Raw genomic sequence first — 19,612 nt, 5'->3', positions numbered from 1 at the left:
TTATTGCCCCGCAGCTTGATGCAATTCGCTTAAATCTTTTCCTCTAAAAGTACTTTTAGCATTTGGATGAAGATTGTCGGGATCTAACAAGAAAGTCTCGATCCCAAGTTCTAAACCAAATTTTATTTCAGATTCTGCATCATCACCAATAATCAGAATTTCATTTTTGTTCAGGTTATGTTTTTCGATTAAATTAATAAAAGCTTGCTTTTTATTTGATACAGAAACATCAACCACCTGCACCTCTTCAAAATCATCGGATATGCCCAACATGATAACTTTTGATTTTTGCTGTTTTGGAAAGCCGGCCGTAACAATAAATTTCCGGCCTTGCAAGCTTTTAATATAGGGATAATCGTCACTCGGTTGAAGCGGCTTCAACACTTCCCGATTGGCAAGATATTCAACGGTGTGATCAATCACATCTTTTGGAAACCGGTATTTTTCTGCCACTTTTAAAAAAGGGGTTCGCAACATTTCATCTTTAGCTGCCTGGTAATCTGCCTGATCGATCTGTAAATTTTGTTTATCCAACAGATCATATAGCCCAGTCATTAATACCTCTTTATTAGGTTTGGTAAAATAAATTGTGTTATCAAGATCAATAAAAAATACTTGTTTCATTATGGATTGGTTTTTGTATGATGAAAAAAGTTAAAACACCTCAAGGTAAAATATGTTTAATTACTAAATAGCAAACATCATGAAAAAAGAGACAAAAATTATAGTAGGCGTATTAGCCGGAGCAGCATTGGGAGCAACTATCGCATTAGCATTATCATCAGATTCTACTAATGATTTAAAAGGTAAAGTATCAGATTTTTTTGCTGATTTGCTAGATGCATCAAAAGATAAATTAGCAGGCTTAGCCGATAAAGCTTCAGGAGTAGCCGATAAGGTAAAAGATAAAATTGCTGAAGTAAACGCGTAACGAAATTGGAAATGCCGGAAATATCCGGCATTTTTATTTCAAATTTCTAACCACATCTAAATGAAGATTGCCTTTCACGGTGCTGCCCGTACAGTTACGGGAAGTAAGCACCTTATTACCCTAAAAAATAATACCCAAATATTATTAGATTGTGGACTGTTTCAAGGAATGGGCCACGTTACCGATAAGCTGAATGATTATTTCGGCTTCGATCCAAAAAAAATCACCTATCTCATTTTATCTCATGCCCATATCGATCATTGTGGCCTTTTGCCTAAATTGGTTGCTGATGGTTTTGAAGGGAAAATATTCTGTACGCCTGCTACAATGGATTTATCCAGAATTCTGATGATGGATTCGGCAAAGATTCAAATGCAGGACGCTGAATTTTCTAACCGGCACCTGCGGGAAGGAGAAGAGATGGAAGAAGCACTTTATACTGATGAAGATGTAACCAAAACATTAAGCCAGATGAAGATTGTTGCTTATGAAGAAGATTTTAAAATTGATGAGCACATTAGCTTAAAATTTACCGATGCCGGCCATATTCTGGGAAGTGCCGCAGTACATTTAACCATTACCGAAGATGGGAAAACCCAAAAACTTACTTTTTCAGGTGATGTTGGCCGTTATGGCGATTTACTTCTAAAAAGCCCACAGCAGTTTGATCAGGCAGATTATATTTTAATGGAATCAACCTATGGTGATTCATTACATAAAGATCTTGATCCGATTGAGGACATGCTTTTTGAAATCATCAACCACACTTGCAAAGTAAAAAAGGGTAAAGTCATTATCCCGGCTTTTGCCGTGGGCAGAACACAAGAATTGCTATTTGCCTTAAATGGTTTGGAGTTGAAAGGCAAATTGCCTGACGTTCCATATTACGTAGATAGTCCTTTATCATCTAAAGCTACTGAAATTCTGCGCAATCATCCAGAGGTTTACAACAATGGTGTGAAACAGGTTTTAAAGGTTGATCATGATATTTTTGGCTTCAAGGGTTTACGTTTTATAGAAAGCGTTGAAGAATCAAAAAAGTTAAATGAAGATCCGCGACCTTGTGTCATTATTTCTGCTTCAGGAATGGCTGATGCCGGACGTGTGAAGCACCACATCCGAAATAATATTGGTAATCAGAAAAACACCATTTTAATGGTTGGCTATTGTGAACCAAATTCATTGGGTGGACAATTAATTGCAGGTAAAAAGGTGGTTGAAATTTTTAGAGATGAATATGAAGTGAAAGCTGAAATTCAATCTATAAAATCGATGAGTGCGCATGGCGATTACGAAGATTTATTGCAGTTTTTATCGTGCCAGGATCCGGCGAAAGTAAAACAGCTTTTTTTGGTTCATGGTGAATATGATGTTCAGCAAAATTTTGCCACCAGATTGAAAGATCATGGATTTAAGCATGTAGCTATTCCAGAATACCATCAGGAGTTTGAATTGGAATAGTTTTTTGATTCAACTCGTTGTTATTTCGACCGCAGCGGAGAAATCTTTGAACCTTGTGATTATCAAGTTTTGAAAAATCATTTATTTATTTATTGTAGGGTACAAAAGCAATTATTTAATGAGATTCCTTCGTGCCTTGCAATGACGATTATGTTATTTTCAGTGTTTCGCTTGTCTTCATTTCGACCGCAGCGGAGGAATCTTTGTATAGGTTTTTGGCTTTTTATCCTTTTATCCTTCAACTTACAACTTTCAACTATCTTTGCCTTATGGATGTTTTTGGTAAAGCGCTTACTGATATTTATAAAACCGGCGAAGCCGATATACTTTGGCTGCATAATTCTTACGGCGAGCCAGAAGAAATGCCTTTAGAATTCTTCTTTCGTGATGATGAGGATATGCCTGTATTGGAACTGCAAGCATTGAAAATGTGCGAAGGAAGGGTGTTAGATATTGGTGCCGGAGTTGGCAGTCACGCTTTGTTGTTACAGGCCTTTAACATTGATGTAACTGCTATTGATGTTTCGGAAGCGGCTGTGAATATTATGAAAGATCGTGGAGTTAAGAAAGCTTTGCTGCAAGATGTTTTTACCTATCAGGAAAAATTTGATACCATTTTAATGCTGATGAACGGCATCGGCCTAACCGGAACTTTAGCAGGATTCAAAAATTTTCTAATCAGGATAAAAGATTTACTTAATCCTGGCGGACAGGTGATTTTTGATTCATCTGATATTTCATATCTCTACGAAGATCTGCCAAAACCTCAAAACCAATATTACGGTGAGGTTTCTTATCAATACGAATATAAAGGCGAAAAAGGGAATTGGTTCAACTGGGTTTATGTTGATAAAGAAACCATTAAAACTATCGCAAAAGAAACAGGTTGGAACTGTGAAATGATATTTGATGATGGTGAAGATCAATATCTGGTGAAATTGACTTTAACTTAAGATCGGCTTTTAGAAACACAAGGTAATCTAACTCAGATAGACTACCTTGTGTTTTGGAATACGGTTCGTTAATTTAGAAATTAAAAAATGTTTGTCGGCCGCCTACTTTTTGTCCGAAGTTTTGAATATTGTAGGTCAATGTCAACATGCCATATCTTCCCAAGTTGTTTGTCTGGTAATCAATTACGCTATTCCCCGTAATCTCAACCGATCTTCGCACATTACTTTGCAAAATATCATTAATGGCTAATTTCAATTGTAATCTGTCATTTTTCATAAACAAATAGGTTACAGCTGCGTTCCAGAGTTTAATGTTATTGTTATAACCTGCAATTTGTTGTGTGTTGGCAGTTATGGCGAAATTGGTTTCAAACACTACCTTTTTAGGATATCGGATGATCAACTCTGACGTTGCCGTATGTGTATTGTAGCTTAGGTTTGTATAAAAATTATCCTGATAACGGCTGCGGTTTAAACTAACCGAATAAAATTGAGAAATCTCCACCATATCGTTAAAGTTCACACGGACATTACCGTTTGGTCCGACGTAAAATACATTGGCATCACTGCGGATATTATTGATAATTACAGGTGAATGATTAATGTTCCCCCAAACGCCTATCCCCAATTTTAACGTTGTTTTATTGATTTTAAAATCTTTTGAACCATTTGCGCCTCCATTAAAATTGTAGATGCCACTTACGTTAATTGGCGTAATGGTTTGTACACCATTGCTAATGCTTATGGTATTTACAATTCCGTTTTTGGTGAAATTTCCATAACCGTATAAATTGTAATTGATCAGATTTTTAGGATCATATTTATACATGTTAATGCTCAATCTTTGCGTTCTTGCAGGGAGCAAACCCGGGTTACCATTTCTAATGTACAGTGCATTGGTATTATCGGCAACAGGCTGAAGGTAGCTCACATTAGGCTCGGTGAAACGGGCGTCGTAATTCAATCTGAAAATTTTATAAACCAATTGGAAGGTTGGCCATATAAAATTGTAGCGCTGATCGATATTGTTTGAATTGCTGAAACGATTATTTAATGAGATATAATTGTGTACCACGCCTGGTTGGATATTAAAATCTTTTGTGATTTTATACCTTAAACTTAAATTGGCATTCGTTTTAAAACCATTTTGTTCTACCGTTTGGCTCAAATTCGGTATCGCAATATCATATAGTTGATTTGCCGGATTCCGGTAAAAAGTGCTCAGTGCATTTTCATTGTTGAGGATATTTCCACTCAAATCAATTTTAAAACTAAGCTTTTTGCTAATCGGTTCACTGTAATTGGTGTAAATGTACGATCTGAAATTCTCAACCTGATTGTTGCGTAGCTGATCAATTTCGGAAGTTGATGGGGTTAGAAAAAAATTGCTGATGCTCCGGTTGTAGTTAAAATTAGGGTTCGGCGTAGTAGATACATCGAAACCAATATTAAATGATCTTCCGGCTTTCTTAAAATCTTTGCTCAAATCGGCAACCAGTTGATATTTATTGCTCGATGAATTCCGATCGATTAGATTTTGCAGGTTGTTTACCAACTGGCCCGAAGCATTTGTATTGGTAGCATAATTCGTGCTTACTGTATTAGTGGAGTTTAAAACGATAAAAGGTTCAATGGTTAATTGTGTGAGCGAGTCTATTTGCCAATCCAACTTCCCTGCAATATTATGTTTCAGGGTTAACGCACTTGTATTCTCATTTGCATTTGTAATTAACCGATCATTACCTAAGGTTTGGTTGGTATTGGTTAGTTTTTCAAGCAAATTATCGTTGCGCCCGAAGAAATATTGGGTATTCAGTTTTATTCCTTTTTTGGTTAGTGTGTTAAAATTAAAACCTCCGCCTGAAGAAGTTTGGATGCCATTGAAACTACCGCCGAAACTAATACCATTAAATTCAAAGTATCCTCCTGAACTCATCATCATGGAATTTACACCACTTCGGGCAAATCCACCAATCCTTTGTACATCATTCGGGTTAAAACCAGGCTGATTAATATTGTTCCCATAAGCAAGCACACTTACCTGGGTGGTATCGCGAAAAAAGTTCATCAATCCGCCGGCCTGATAAAGTTCTTTGGTTCCGCTTCCGGCATATAATTTTCCAAAAGCGCCCTTCTTAATTGCTTTTTTGAGTTTCAGGTTTATAATCTGAGGAATTTCAGCTGCTGTCAAATCGGGATCTCGCCTTTTCGCCTGCTTATCATCAACCACCTGAACTTTATCAATAATGTTTGCCGGTAGGTTTTTAGTAGCAATTTGCTGGTCGCCACCAAAAAATTCCTTTCCATCAACCAATATTTTGCTCACAGCCTTGCCGTTAACCTGAATTGAGCCATCGGAGGCAATTTGTACACCCGGAAGTTTTTTTAATAAATCTTCCACAACAGCCGAGGGAAGTGTTTTGAACGATTCAGCGTTAAATTCAATCGTATCTTTTCTGACAATGATGGGCGGCCTTTCTGCCACAATATTCACTTCATTTAGATCATTGGCTTTGGTTGATAAATAAAGCGTTCCTAAATTTAAATTAGGGTTTTCGGCCGTTAATGATATTTCCTTTCGGTAGGTTCCATACTGCCATGCCGTAATAACCAGGCGGTATTTAGTGCCGATCTGTAAATTATTTATTTTAAATGTTCCCTTATCATCAGAAAGTTTGTAGCTGTTCAGCACACTGTCGCCAACTTTATAAACAGAAACTGTTGAATAATTTAAAGTGGTTTTGTGGTTAGCGCTGTCGGCTAAAATGCCGGTAATGCTTCCATTCTTTTGAGCAAATAAACTAAGAAAAACAAGGCTAAGCGTTAGGGATAATAATAATTTTTTCATGTAGGTTTCTTGATAAGGGAAGCTTAAAGGTAAGTGCGTTTATATTTTGGTTTGGAAAAATGTGATGAGCAAGTGTTAAAAAGTGATGAATTGTCTGGTTAGATTACAGACGCCAAAAATTTAAAAGTGTTGCAATAAAAAGACAAGTAACTAAATATTTAGTTAAAATAAGTTTGTTTTTCACTTTCACAAACACAATCGTAGAAATTATGATGGAAAGGGTTAAAGCTAGTGTAGAGTGAGATGGCTTTCAACATAAAACTGAGCCGACTCAAAATAAAAAATCCCCGGCAAGTTAATTCCGGGGAAGTTAAGATCAAATTAAGCGTGTTACTTTAAGTCGTTGTAACTAACAATTTTGATATCGGGGTTTTTTGATAAAATTTCTTCCATTATTTTGCGGTGCGCTGCGCCAACACCAACAACAACCCTTGTAGCTTTTTTAGCTTTTGCCTGCTCGATTACGTTTTTACACATCCCTTCATTTCTTAACGTCCATTGTGCAATCATTTCTTTAACTGTTTCAGTTGGAAAGCCTGCATAACCAAAGAATTTTTTGCCTCCGTAGAAATTCCATGCATCATTAAGCTCGGCATATTTATCTGTATTCATGCCTGCGTACTCATCATCTTTAAATTTCTTTTCTTCTTCATCGGCATAGCTCGAATATTGTTCGATTGCTTTTAAGGTTTTTGCTTCGGCAGAAAGGGTGTCAGCTTTTGCTTTAGCAGATAAAATTTTGAAAAGCGAATCAGTTTTACCCCAGGCAACACTCCATGGCTCATCAAAGGTTTGACAATCCATGTTATAAATTTGATTTTGACCTAACTGGTAAATTAACGGAAAGAAAATCTTGTTGTATTCACTTCCAGGTCGTAACACATTTAATTTCTTCAAAGAATCTGTGCCACCAAACATTTTATTGTACGCTGCTTTCTCTTCATTACCAAAATGAGGTTTCATATAATTATCTAAAACGTAAACCTGATAATCAAAATTTCCCCTATCCCAGGTTTTAGCATATTCAACTGCCAGATGCATTCTTGTTTGATGATAATTTGGAGATGATAAAAGCGCTTTTTGATTTTTCCTGATTAATGTTGAAGCATTCTTAGCTGATTCGGGATTTAGTTCTTGGATATAATTCACTTTCGTTCTAAAACCTTTTTTTGCCCAATTGTTATCATCCAGTTTTGCGTAATCTTCGGCTGGGATGTATTCTCCAAAAACCATATCTGGTTTGAAGTTTTTTAGCTTATCAATAACTGCTTGAAAATTTTGTGTGGATTGCAAATTGTTATGACTTGAGCCAACAATTACAATTTCTATCTGGGCTTTTGAAGTTAAGGCGATGCTAATTAAGACTAATATTGCAAGGGCCGTTTTTTGTATCTTTTTCATAAGGAATCTTGTTTCTGATTTGTTGATTCAAAGATGTGAAGAAGATGCAGGTGTACATATTTCATTATCCGAACTGCCCGAAATTTTATCCCAAAACAGTAATTAATATTACGAAAGAAGATGTTCGAGGTTACTCCATTAATTTTTTGTTGAAATTTACAATCAGTTTAAACAGATCATTGTACTCAGTAAGTGGCAGGTTTTTTTCTACATCGAAAACATCATGGTAGGCAGATGGTCCTCCCTGAGTATAAATGAAAAAAGCCGGAACGCCTTTTTCAGAGAAAAAATAATGGTCGCTATTGGCTGCTTTGCCTCTTGGGTTTATTTTTGAAATGTATTTGTGCTCGTTGTTAATTTCATTGAGTTGCGCAAAAGCTCCTGGATAAACACTTGCATTAACAACTGTCATTCCTGCTTCGCCTGTGCCTACCAAATCAAGGTTGATGAGGAATTTAATTTTGCTTAAAGACAACAATGGATTCTCAGTAAAGTATTTTGATCCAAAAAGTCCGGCCTCTTCAGCAGCAAAGCAAATAAAACCAATGGAGTAAGGCTGCGGGTTCGCCGCATAATATTTAGCCAAGCTCAACAAGGTAGCTACTCCTGCGGCGTTATCATTGGCTCCGGGAAAATATGTTTCAGCACCCATGCCCCCCAAATGATCGTAATGAGCGGTAATCATCAATATCGAATCGGGATATTTTGTACCCTTAACTAAACCACAAATATTTGAGGCCTGGAAATTAGTAACGAATTGGTTTTCGATATCAACCGCAATTTGCTTAGGCAGTTCTTTGAAATTCTTCCTGTTTATTTGAATCTGGGTGGTCTTGCCAACCTCTGTCGCTACAGACCACGTTAATTTTTCTTTTAAAGCAACTTTAAGCAGGGGCGAAGCTAAAAAATTCAAGCTGTCTGTTTGTGTGAGATTTCCCATAAACCTAATACCCGGGCTTTCGTTGTTCACGATAAAATCCTTTCCTGGTACTAATTTTTTGCCGTTAATTTCCACATTCATTTTGCCTGGAAAAGTATTTACCGGAAAGTTGAAACCTTGTTTGTAATTAATTGAAAAAGGAACCAGGCCAGATTTTTTATACTCTGTCGCTAAAAAATCTGCTGCTTTTTGCATTCCGTTTTTAGTGTAACCTCTTCCCCAAAATGCTTTGGAACTGAGTTTATTCACCATTTTTCTGGTGTATACAGAATCCTGGGCGAAACATTGTAATGAGGAAAACAAGACTAATAGCATCAACAACTTTTTCATGGTTGTAATTTAATATTGTTCATCGGAATTTTAAGGATAAATAAATATAAACGATAGGAATCGTTTGGCTATTGATGCACTCGTTAGAAACGAGCGCAAGCAGGTTGTAATTTAATATTGTTCATCGGAATTTTAAGGATAAATAAATATAAACGATAGGAATCGTTTGGCTATTAATGCGCTCGTTGGAAACGAGCGCAAGCAGAAAACAATAGGAATCATTTGTCAATGAAAAAAGCCATTTAACGCTTACATTAAATGGCTTAAGATGTGATTTTGAAATAGGTTATTTTGCTAAATAGGGCTGTAAAGCCGTTTTTATTTTTTCTTTATTTTGAGTAGCAGACCATTTTTCTTTAATGGATTGATCCCCTAAACTGAACAGCGTTTCATAAAGTAGTTTTCCGTTGGCACTAGTTTGAACCTTAAAATTTGTGTTTGATGTCTTTGCAAAGTCTGCCCATACATCACGCACATCTGCCCAATAATTTTTCTGCTCACCCCACCATTTTTGTGCATAGGCAAATTTTGCAGCATCAATTTTGGTAAACTCTTCATAACCTTTTTCAATGGCAACCAATTTATCGCCCTGCGGTGTACGAACCACTTTTTTATTGTCTTGTTCAAACATCCAACCATCTTTGGTAATGGTAATTCTGCTGCCGCGATTTAAAACATTGTAATCTTTACGAACTGTTGATTCTCTTCTCGGCAGTGGAGAGTCAGTTTCACTTTGCCATGAATCATGCCCGCCAACGTGACTCCAGGTTCCATAACCCTGGTAACGTGGACTATCATCAACCTGATATACTTTTTGAGTCCATTTACCTTTTACATCTGCGGCTTTTAAGGTTGCTTTTTTCCAGGCATTATCTTGTGTATACAACATAATTTCCGGATCTTCATACGTCCAATCCTGGCGCCAGTGCTTAATCACCGTAGAATCGTTAATGGCTAACATGTGCTGAATTACAATTCTTTTTGGTTCATCAACAATAATTTCTGCCCACTCGTTACCATGGCTTCTGTAAGGTTTGCTAAAAGTATAATCAGGATTTGGAGAAGTTACTTCGGCATAGTTGAAGTTTACTTTATAAAAACCGGCTAATGCCTTGATCGAATTTCTGTCTTGCTCCAGTTTATCTTGAGCATGCGCACTAACTGTTACAAGCGCTGTTAATCCAAAGATTAGGTTTAAAATTTTCATTTTATATTAATTGTTTAAGGTTGTATTAATGATTTGCAACTGCAGGGCTTTTCTTTTTCTTCTTCTTGCCCCACCAAATGATGAAACCGGTTATTGGTAAACTTGCTGCGATTAAGCTGGCGAAAAATGCCAGGATTTTACCTGGTAAACCTAAAATCGCACCGACATGGATGTCGTAATTCATGCCGATTAAAGCTTCTCCTGCGTTTTTTTCTGATTGATTTTTGCGGTTTAACAATTTCCCTGAATATTGATCGAATTGAATCACATCATGGTTCCAGTAGGTTTCGTCACCTCTGTAACCTGTGGCATAAATGGTTGCAGTGCCTCCTTCAGCTGGCGACATTCCAATCCGGTCGGCATCAGTAAATTTTTGCTTCGCCTGTTCATAAGCAACATCAAAAGGAATTGCTGAGATGGTTTTGGTCGAGTCTGATTTAACTTCTACAAAAGCTGGCGGCGTTACACTTCGCGACGCCACGACATAAACCGTAGTTTGAAACCACTTGAAGGCCCAAACCAATCCTGTTAAGGCAAGGATTAAACAAATGATCATTACATAAAAACCCAGAACATTGTGCAGGTCGTAGTTAATGCGTTTAAATTTTGCCGACCATTTTATTTTGAAACTTTTATCGAAGTTTGATTTCTTAAGGTTTTTTGGCCACCACATGATCATACCTGAAATCAAAAGAAATACAAAAATGATAGTTGCCCAACCAATAATTTGCTGGCCGATGGGATGGTTAATTAAAAAACTCCAGTGGAGCATTTTAATGATTCCAAAGAACTCGTACTTATGATCTACCACCAAAGTAACCTTGCCTGTGTAAGGGTTTACATAAACTACATCGTAATAATCAACCGAATCAAAATACCAGAATGCTTCGGGATTACCTGCTTTGTAAACACCAAACTCCCATGCACGATCTGGTGCTTTGTACGTTGAAATGAAAGTGATTTTTTTGCCTTTGCCTAAAGCTTTTTCCGCATTCGCTTTGAGTGTACTTAAAGGTTGTGTTTGAGGTTTTGCCGGTACAGCTACAAAAAACTCCTTTTGATGAATGAATGCTGTAATTTCATGCTGAAAAGCAAAGATGCACCCGGTAATGCCCAAATGAAAAACCACTAAGCCAGAGGCAATGCCTAACCACAAGTGTAGCCAATCACTGATTCTTCTTAATCTCGATTTTTTAGGTTTTTTTGATGTTGTTTTTGTTAGTGCCATTAAAAGCTTTTTTTACTAAAATAACCAATTGCCAGTTTAGCTATCAATTGGATAAGGTTTGTTGGAATGCTTTTAGTTAACTTGTGTAGTATAAGTTACTAAATGCCATACCTTCTCATAATCTTTTCCGTTCAATTTTCCAGTAGCTTTCTCCTCAGTAAAAGCTTCTAAAAAATAGTTTCCTTTTTGCTCAGGTTTAAAAGTGAATTTACCATCTGCATCAGTTTCGGTAGGCACTTCTTTTCGCTCTGCATTTACAACGGTAAGCTTCTGCTTGGCCAACGGCGTTTTATTGTAGATGACCTGATAAGTTGCCGCTTCTCCAACTTTTTGTACATGTTTGGCAGGTCTGATGGTTAAAGCTGCATCTGCCGGGAAAGCTGTGTTAACTTTTGAGCCTCCAACCGCAACATCGGCAAAAGCATAATACAATAATTTTCCTTTTTCGTAAACATCTGCCACTTCATGTACCACTGAAAGTTTATATGTTCCGTTTTGGTCAGGAGTGAAGTTTGCTTTGAAAAAATGTACATCCGGCGAAGCCGTTAAAACTTTTGTTGTACCATTTGGGGCGGTTAAAACAAGTTTAAACGATTTTAGATTGCTAAACCATTTCGCTGCTGAATCAGGTTCATTGGCTTCATATTCGCCGAAGAAGATTTTCACTTCCTGTGCCTGGCCTTTTTTTCCGATGGCGGTAGTTTCAATCCATAGTGCGTGAGAAAAAGCACTGGTAACACTAAATGCAAGTAAGAATAATAATAGGGATAATTTCGTTTTCATTATTTTTCGGTTTAAGTAAAGCCAGTACAAACCATCTGACAGGTTTGTACTGGCGGTATGATTAAAATTTGTAAGCTACGCTAACTCTAAAGTTTCTTGGTGCTTCAGCCTGCCATGAATAAGCAGCCTGATTGTAATCTGGAGCATTCCAATATCCAGTATAATAAGATCCGGTGTATAAGTATTTATCTAAAATGTTGAACACGTTTCCCGTGATTTTTAGTTTTTTATTTCCCCAGAAAAGTCCGCCATCCAGTTTAAAGTAATCAGGTAAGTTTTGTTCTGGATTTGTTGGACTGAAGTTGGCCGTTGCCCTGTCAACCAAATAAGTAAATCCGCCAGAAATACCTAAGCCTTTTAAAGCACCATTTTGCAACGTATAGGTTAACCAGGCATTTGAAGTATGTTTGGCAAAACCAGGAATAACTTGTCCTACAAATAAAACATCAGTAGAGACTCCATTTGCAACTTCAGTTACTTTTCCGTCTGTATAGGCGTAGTTAGCAATTAAATTTAAGCCTTTGGCCAATTCTCCTCGAACATCGAACTCGATCCCTTGTGCTCTTTTTTCTCCAACAATAATGCTGAAATTTTCTTTTATTGTATTAGTTGGATCATTAGGGTTTGGGACAAATATATTATTAGGATCGGCAGTAAGCTCATTTTGTTTGGTAATTCTGTAAGCCGATAGGGTTGTATTCCAACGGCCATCGAACCAATCTTTTTTAATTCCGATTTCTTTATTGTTTCCTGTTATCGGTTTTGGTGTGGAACCATTACGCAAAAAGCCTGATTGCGGCGTAAAAGCCTCATCATACAAAGCATAAACAGAAGTATTTTTATCAACCGATACACTTAAGCCAACTCTTGGTGTGATGTGTTTCGCTTTATCTGGTGAGCCACCCCAAGCCGATTGACTTACATAAGTGTATCTACCTGCAAGTGTTAAACGGATTCTGTTTTCCCAGAAACCCAATTCATCCTGAAGATAACCGCTTAAGTATTTCTGCCCCATTAATCCACCGGCCGCAATAGCCCTTTCTTGTAAGCTGGCAGAGCGATCGAAATTTGGGTAGCCATTTGATGGAAAACCATAATTTGGATTGGCTAAATTAAATGGCGATGATGCAGCATCCAGATCATGAGATTGTCCCCAATCTGCGATATAATCTTTTTTTCCGCCATCAAATCCCGCTAAAATCCGGTGAACTATTCCTCCGGTGTTAACTGTACCGTTTAAAAATACCTGAGCCAGGTGCATGGAGCTTTCTGCATCCCAGATGCCAACATTACGGATAATTGTTCCATTAGGATATACAGCTGATGGCCATGAACTTGAACCATTTTGTAAGTATTTATAGTATGCAGCCTGCGCTGTTAATTTCCAGTTTTGGCCTAATTGCTGCTGCAAATTGAACGTTAAACTGTGATCATTGATACGGGTTGGTTGTACACCAGGTTGCGTTAAGGTAAAATCTCTTGGCAATGTTGCATAACCAGTGGTACTAAACAAATAATATGAACCTACTTCAGTCATCTTTGCATTTTGCAAAGTGTATTCTGCGGTTAATTTTGTGCTCGGTGTAATCTGATAACTTAAAACAGGGGCAAAACTGTAGCGATCGTTTTCTTCATATGGTCTGAAAGATCCTTTACTTTGCGCTGCGGCATTTAACCTGAATAAAAATTTTCCATCAGCTGTTAACTTGTGGTCAAGGTCGATGGTGGTTCTGTATAAATCGTAACTCCCGGCGGTAAAAGAAACTTCACCCTGGTTTAAACCTGTAGGCTTTTTAGTTACCACATTGTACATTCCGCTTGGATCGCCATTGCCCAGCATAAAACCTGCCGGACCTTTTACAAACTCGATGTGATCTACGAAACTCATATCTTCCGTTAACGGACCCCAATATGATGAAACTACATTAAAGCCATTACGCATGGCCTGAATTTGTGAACCCCTCATTAATACGTTTGTATACAAATCGCCCCAGTGTTCTAAACGAACAGCTCCACTAACATTTCTCAGTATTCCATCGCTCATGCTAATAAGTTGCTGATCTTTAATTACCTGGTTGCTTACCACCTGAATATTTTGTGGCGCTTCCAATAATGGCTCGTTTAGCCTTAAGGTGGCTGAAGGTAAACTCACTTTGTATTTTTTATTGATGCCCGCAACGGTCACCTCTTCCAAGGCCTGATCGTTCTCTACCAGAACAAAATTTACTGATTTATTTTCTCCCTCAATAATTGTAATTGTTTGCTCAGATGAGTTAATTCCAACTGCCGATGCTTTAATGGTATAAGTTCCGGGTTTCACACGGTTAATGGTATATTTTCCTTCATCATCTGTAATGGTACCCTGGCCTTTACCTTTTAAGCCTACAGAAATGTAAGCGGCTGGCTTGCCGTTTGAAGTGGTCACAATACCTTTAATGGTAGCAGGTTGCTGAGCGTATGACAAGAAATAGAAGAAGGTAAGTAAGAACGTTAAACTGAATAGTCTGACTTGGTGCATGTTAAATTTTATTTGGATTAATTCTAAACAGTCGCAAAATAACGTTAGAAAATTTTATTATCCAAATTATTTTGAACAATTCTAAATAAGATCGATGGATTTAACATTTCAACAAATAAAGCTGTTCATGATTAGCGCAATACTCAGTTTAAATAAAAAAGGATTGCCGATGTGGCAATCCTGAAATGGTAATTTTTGGGGTAAAATTTTTATTTAATAAGAACTGTCGTTACGTTTATTGCTCGTTCTGTATCATTAGTTGGATTGATTAGGCCACCGCAAATAATATCGTAATGATATCCTGCAGCTAAGGTTGCGCTTGATGAAACTGCTTTTACCGTTCCGGTTGAAGTTTCCTTCGCATCAAATGTGTAAGCACCCGGTGTTACGGCGATAAATCCGCTTGCTGTTTTGTAGCTTTTGTTTGTAATTAATGCAGTGGTTTCGCCAGTTTTTGCTAAATCTAAGGCTGGCGCATCAGGTGATAAATTGATGTAACGGATATAAGCCCGATCAGCTGATGCCATGCTTAAGTCGTCTGCAATTAGCAAACCCTCCAACGAACCAGGCTTATTAATCAAGTAAAAGCTGTTGTAAGTGCTAGGACTTAAATTAATGGTTTTGGTAAATAAACTTTCAGCATTATTTTCAGCAGTGAACTTTACGGTTGTGGAACCCGAACCATTTGTTGTATAAGACGTTGAACCGCCATAAGGCAATGCCGAAGAACTTACTGAAGTGCTATTGATAAATGGATAATATGTAGCTAAAGTTGGGGCTGAATTGATAACTCTGAGGTAACCAATGGTAGTGTCAGTGTCTTCTTTTTTTTTGCAGGAACTAACAGCAAATAAAATGAGTAGTAGAATTGCAGGCGTTAGCGTTGAATTTCTTGGGCTAAATAAGGAAAGATTCTTCATTAATTTTCGGTTTGATTTAAGATAAAACGTATGCTATTAAAACGGCAACGACAATGAATTCGCTACAGCATTGCAAATATTGGCTTTAAACCCTAATGCTGTTGTTAAATGATGTTAAGCTATGTTAAACTACTTACAGGTTTTGTTAACAATGTTAAAATTTGTAAAGTAACTGCAGCTAGTCGGTGTAAAGGCTACGTTTTCAGCTTAAAGGCGCAATTCATTTTAAGTCAGGAGAGTTTAAAAAAATGTTATGATTTTATAAAAAAATCAGTTTATTATTGTGTAACTCAATTATTATTTAAACCTTTGCACCTCAATAGAGTTAAAGCCGTTTTAATACGCAAGAGATGATTAAAAATTTTTTACATAAACTTTCTGTTTTCACAACGCAATTAGCGTTTGGGAAAAGTCTGTTTATTAATCATTTCCAACCCGTATTTTACTATCCCACAAGCCGGCAAAATTTTACTCCACGTATTTAGTACTCCACTAAACGTAACGAGGAATTGATCCTCTCTAAAAACCCAATTAACAAGAATACTTATAATTTTTCGTTAGAAAACGAATGGATATTAACGAATTTATAGTGCAGGTTGCACTTCCTGAACATCGTGTATTTGCAGAACAAATCGTAACCGAGATGGCCGAATCTGCTAAAGCACGTGGTACGGGCATCGCTAAGCGTTCACCTGACTATGTTGCAAATAAAATGCAAGAGGGCAAAGCCGTTATTGCATTTCATAAAGATGGTACCTGGGCTGGTTTTTGCTATATCGAAACCTGGAGCCACGGGCAGTTTGTGGCCAACTCTGGTTTAATTGTTTCGCCTGAATTTAGAAAAGCAGGCTTAGCGCATGCCATCAAAGAGAAGGTTTTTGAGCTTTCCAGAAGTTTGTACCCAAAGGCGAAGATTTTTGGCTTAACCACAGGTTTAGCGGTAATGAAAATTAACTCTGACTTAGGTTACGAACCGGTTACTTATTCAGAATTAACACAGGATGAAGAATTCTGGAAAGGTTGCCAAAGCTGTGTAAACTTCGAAATTTTGAAAATGAAGGAGCGTAAAAACTGCATGTGTACAGCAATGCTTTACGATCCGGCTACTCAAAAACACGATGCGGCCAAAAAATTCGCTGAAGAGTTACAAAAGAAACCCAAATTATATGAGCGTTTTATGCGCATCAAGCAACGTTTAGTTGTTAAACCTAAGCCAAAATCGGGCTTTAAAGTATTGATGTTTTTATTTACCCTGTTATTTAATAAGTAATGAAAAAAGTAGTTTTAGCTTTTAGCGGAGGTCTTGACACCTCATTTTGTTGTATTTATCTGGCGCAAGATCGCGGATTAGAAGTTCATTCGGTAATTGTAAACACGGGTGGTTTTTCTGATGAAGAATTACAGGAAATAGAGAAAAGAGCTTACGCTTTAGGGGTAAAATCTCACGCTGTGGTAGATGAAACTGAAAACTATTATGATGGTTGTATTAAATACTTAATCTTCGGAAACGTATTGAAAAATGCAACCTATCCACTTTCGGTTAGTGCAGAACGCGTTAGTCAGGCTACGGCAATTGCTAATTACGTTAAAAAAATTGGTGCTGATTATGTTGCTCATGGAAGTACCGGTGCGGGTAACGACCAGGTTCGTTTTGATATGATTTTCAACATCATCATTCCAGAAGTTGAAATCATTACGCCAATCAGAGATTTGAAATTATCCCGCGAAGCGGAAATAGAATATTTAGCCGAACACGGCGTAGAATATAGTGCTGAAAAGGCAAGGTATTCAATTAATAAAGGTTTATGGGGAACTTCAGTGGGAGGAAAGGAAACTTTAACTTCTCACGAAACTTTACCGGAAAGTGCCTGGCCAACCCAGGTTTCGGAAACGGAATCGCGTAAGCTGGAATTAACTTTCGAAAAAGGAGAATTGGTAGCCATTGATGGTGAAACTTTAGCTCCCGTTAGAGCGATTCAAAAATTACAAGCGATTGCGCAACCTTACGGAATTGGAAGAGATATCCATGTTGGTGATACGATCATCGGGATTAAAGGACGTGTTGGTTTCGAAGCTGCAGCGCCAGTTTTAATTATCAAAGCACACCATACTTTAGAAAAACATACTTTAACAAAATGGCAGTTAAGCTGGAAAGAACAGTTATCTTCTTTCTATGGTAACTGGTTACACGAAGGTCAGTTCCACGACCCAATTATGCGGAATATTGAAGCTTTTTTAGCTGATACGCAGAAAGTGGTAAGTGGTAAAGTTTTCGTTGAATTGTTGCCTTACCGTTTCCAGATTATTGGTATTGAATCGAACCACGATTTAATGAGCAATAAATTTGGTAGCTACGGCGAAATGAACAACGCCTGGAGTGGAGAAGATGTTAAAGGCTTCTCTAAAATTTTTGGTAACCAGGTAATGATTTGGCATAAAGTTAATTCTGAAGAAGCTTAAAGCTAAAAGACTAAAGTAGAAAGCTTCCGTTCCTGCTTCGTCATTGCGAGGAGGAACGACGAAGCAATCTCTTTACAATTGTCATCCTGACTTGTCCCGATTTACATCGGTAGCTTGTCGAAGGATTATTAAAACTAATTTTCATATCCATCTATAATTGATAGAACAGATTATGAGTAACAAAATTAAGGCTGGAATAATTGGTGGGGCAGGATATACAGGTGGCGAAATGCTCCGCATCTTGATTAACCATCCAAACGTAGAGATTGCTTTCGTAAATAGCACCAGCAACGCTGGAAATTTAATTTCCGATGTACATACCGATTTAATCGGCGATACAGATTTACGTTTTACAGATAGAACTGATTTTGAAGAATTATTTAAGTCCCCTCTTTCAGGAGGGGATTTAGGGGAGGCTGTACTTTTTCTTTGTGTTGGCCATGGCGATGCCAAGAAATTTTTAGCTGCTAATCCGATAAATGATAATATCAAAATCATCGATTTATCACAGGATTTTAGACTTTCAGCCAATGCTGGTTTTTCGACTCCTGACTCCGGACTTCAGACTAAATACTTTACTTATGGCTTGCCTGAATTAAATCGTGATAAAATAAAATCTGCTAAAAATATTGCAAATCCAGGTTGTTTTGCTACCTGTATTCAATTGGGTTTATTGCCCTTGGCGGCTAAAGGTTTAATCAATGCAGAAGTTCATATCAATGCAACTACTGGTTCAACCGGTGCCGGACAAAGCTTAGCAGCAACCTCGCACTTTAGCTGGAGAAACAATAACCTTTCCATTTACAAAGCGTTCGAGCATCAACATCTAAATGAAATTGGTGAGAGTTTATTGCAATTGCAGCCATCGCTTTCAGAGGCTTTGAGTTTCATCCCGCAACGCGGAGATTTTACCCGCGGGATTTTAGCAGCCATGTATTTAGAAAGCGATTTAACGCTGGAGGAAGCACAGAAAATTTATGAAGATTATTATAGTGCACATCCTTTTACGCATGTTAGTCGGAAAAACATTGATTTAAAACAGGTTGTAAATACCAATAAAGCGCTGGTTCATGTAGAAAAGCATGGCAATAAATTATTCATCATCAGCATTATTGATAACCTGTTAAAAGGCGCCAGCGGACAAGCAGTTCAGAATATGAATTTAATGTTTGGCTTGGAAGAAACAGCAGGCTTGAAGTTGAAGGCAATAGGGTTTTAAGTTTTAAGTAATACGTTTTAAGTGTATGCAGAATTTTAAAGATTTGAAAGTTTGGGAGAAAGCCCATCAGCTTACACTTAGTATTTATAAAACAAGTGCCAAGTTTCCAAAGGAAGAAATTTATAGTTTAACAAATCAACTTCGGCGGGCGTCGGCATCAATACCAGCAAACATTGCCGAAGGTTGTGGTAAAAATTCACAAGCAGATTTGGCTAATTTTTTAAATATCTCTTTAGGTTCGGCTAATGAAACAGAATATTTTTTGATTTTATCAAAAGATTTAGATTACCTAACTGAAGAACAGTTCACAATTTTATCAAACAGTATAAATGAAGTTAAGGCAATGCTTATCAATTTAATTTCGAGAGTGAGAGCACCCAAACCTATAACTTAAAACGTACAACTTATAACAT

General features: G+C 37.3%; 16 protein-coding genes. 7 read left to right on the top strand and 9 right to left on the bottom strand.

Annotated elements, in window-relative coordinates:
• Positions 1 to 624, bottom strand: coding sequence for an HAD family hydrolase (locus R2Q70_RS16005; protein WP_316808553.1), 624 nt, complete (start codon positions 622 to 624; stop codon positions 1 to 3).
• A gap of 79 nt (positions 625 to 703) precedes the next feature.
• On the opposite strand from R2Q70_RS16005, the gene R2Q70_RS16000 reads away from it, so the two are divergent.
• From R2Q70_RS16000 to R2Q70_RS15990, 3 genes are all read left to right on the top strand, one after another.
• Complete coding sequence (locus tag R2Q70_RS16000) at positions 704 to 931, top strand: YtxH domain-containing protein (RefSeq protein ID WP_010599784.1); 228 nt, start codon at positions 704 to 706, stop codon at positions 929 to 931.
• A 60-nt stretch (positions 932 to 991) separates the two neighbouring features.
• Positions 992 to 2,392, top strand: a complete 1,401-nt coding sequence (locus tag R2Q70_RS15995) for an MBL fold metallo-hydrolase (protein WP_316808552.1) — start codon at positions 992 to 994, stop codon at positions 2,390 to 2,392.
• 269 nt (positions 2,393 to 2,661) lie between these two features.
• Entirely contained in the window at positions 2,662 to 3,345 is a 684-nt protein-coding gene (locus R2Q70_RS15990) for a class I SAM-dependent methyltransferase (protein ID WP_316808551.1), read from the top strand.
• A gap of 73 nt (positions 3,346 to 3,418) precedes the next feature.
• Here R2Q70_RS15990 and R2Q70_RS15985 read toward each other — a convergent pair whose 3' ends face one another.
• The 8 genes from R2Q70_RS15985 to R2Q70_RS15950 all read right to left on the bottom strand — a co-directional run bounded on the left by R2Q70_RS15985 (position 3,419) and on the right by R2Q70_RS15950 (position 15,520).
• Positions 3,419 to 6,193, bottom strand: a complete 2,775-nt coding sequence (locus R2Q70_RS15985; RefSeq protein ID WP_316808550.1) for an outer membrane beta-barrel protein — start codon at positions 6,191 to 6,193, stop codon at positions 3,419 to 3,421.
• Positions 6,194 to 6,523: 330 nt separating this feature from the next.
• On the bottom strand, positions 6,524 to 7,594 hold the full coding sequence (locus R2Q70_RS15980) for a DUF5694 domain-containing protein (RefSeq protein WP_316808549.1): 1,071 nt from the start codon (positions 7,592 to 7,594) through the stop codon (positions 6,524 to 6,526).
• A gap of 130 nt (positions 7,595 to 7,724) precedes the next feature.
• Positions 7,725 to 8,786 (bottom strand): M28 family metallopeptidase, encoded by a 1,062-nt coding sequence (locus R2Q70_RS15975; RefSeq protein WP_316808548.1) that lies wholly within the window; start codon positions 8,784 to 8,786, stop codon positions 7,725 to 7,727.
• A gap of 364 nt (positions 8,787 to 9,150) precedes the next feature.
• Positions 9,151 to 10,071 (bottom strand): DUF6607 family protein, encoded by a 921-nt coding sequence (locus tag R2Q70_RS15970; protein ID WP_316808547.1) that lies wholly within the window; start codon positions 10,069 to 10,071, stop codon positions 9,151 to 9,153.
• 25 nt (positions 10,072 to 10,096) lie between these two features.
• Positions 10,097 to 11,299: a PepSY-associated TM helix domain-containing protein gene (locus tag R2Q70_RS15965; RefSeq protein WP_316808546.1), complete on the bottom strand. Its 1,203-nt coding sequence runs from the start codon at positions 11,297 to 11,299 to the stop codon at positions 10,097 to 10,099.
• A 72-nt stretch (positions 11,300 to 11,371) separates the two neighbouring features.
• Positions 11,372 to 12,082 carry a DUF4198 domain-containing protein gene (locus tag R2Q70_RS15960; RefSeq protein ID WP_316808545.1) on the bottom strand — a complete coding sequence of 237 codons (711 nt, stop codon included), beginning with the start codon at positions 12,080 to 12,082 and terminating at the stop codon, positions 11,372 to 11,374.
• A 61-nt stretch (positions 12,083 to 12,143) separates the two neighbouring features.
• A complete protein-coding gene (locus R2Q70_RS15955; RefSeq protein WP_316808544.1) occupies positions 12,144 to 14,600 on the bottom strand; it encodes a TonB-dependent receptor in 2,457 nt (818 codons plus the stop codon).
• A 209-nt stretch (positions 14,601 to 14,809) separates the two neighbouring features.
• Positions 14,810 to 15,520: a DUF4397 domain-containing protein gene (locus R2Q70_RS15950; RefSeq protein WP_316808543.1), complete on the bottom strand. Its 711-nt coding sequence runs from the start codon at positions 15,518 to 15,520 to the stop codon at positions 14,810 to 14,812.
• Between the two features lie 568 nt (positions 15,521 to 16,088).
• Between R2Q70_RS15950 and R2Q70_RS15945 the strand changes: the two genes are divergently transcribed.
• The 4 genes from R2Q70_RS15945 to R2Q70_RS15930 all read left to right on the top strand — a co-directional run bounded on the left by R2Q70_RS15945 (position 16,089) and on the right by R2Q70_RS15930 (position 19,593).
• On the top strand, positions 16,089 to 16,790 hold the full coding sequence (locus R2Q70_RS15945; RefSeq protein WP_010600148.1) for an N-acetyltransferase: 702 nt from the start codon (positions 16,089 to 16,091) through the stop codon (positions 16,788 to 16,790).
• Positions 16,790 to 17,980 carry an argininosuccinate synthase gene (gene argG, locus R2Q70_RS15940; protein ID WP_316808542.1) on the top strand — a complete coding sequence of 397 codons (1,191 nt, stop codon included), beginning with the start codon at positions 16,790 to 16,792 and terminating at the stop codon, positions 17,978 to 17,980. The genes R2Q70_RS15945 and argG overlap by 1 nt, the downstream gene beginning before the upstream one ends.
• A 172-nt stretch (positions 17,981 to 18,152) precedes the next feature.
• Complete coding sequence (gene argC / locus R2Q70_RS15935; RefSeq protein ID WP_316808541.1) at positions 18,153 to 19,199, top strand: N-acetyl-gamma-glutamyl-phosphate reductase; 1,047 nt, start codon at positions 18,153 to 18,155, stop codon at positions 19,197 to 19,199.
• Positions 19,200 to 19,224: 25 nt separating this feature from the next.
• Complete coding sequence (locus R2Q70_RS15930) at positions 19,225 to 19,593, top strand: four helix bundle protein (RefSeq protein WP_316735192.1); 369 nt, start codon at positions 19,225 to 19,227, stop codon at positions 19,591 to 19,593.
• The last annotated feature ends 19 nt before the right edge of the window (positions 19,594 to 19,612 follow it).

Source organism: Pedobacter agri (assembly GCF_032678665.1).
Taxonomy (GTDB): Bacteria; Bacteroidota; Bacteroidia; order Sphingobacteriales; family Sphingobacteriaceae; genus Pedobacter; species Pedobacter agri_A.
Note: the sequence above shows the minus strand (reverse complement) of the source record. Positions and strands in the feature narration are given on the sequence as shown.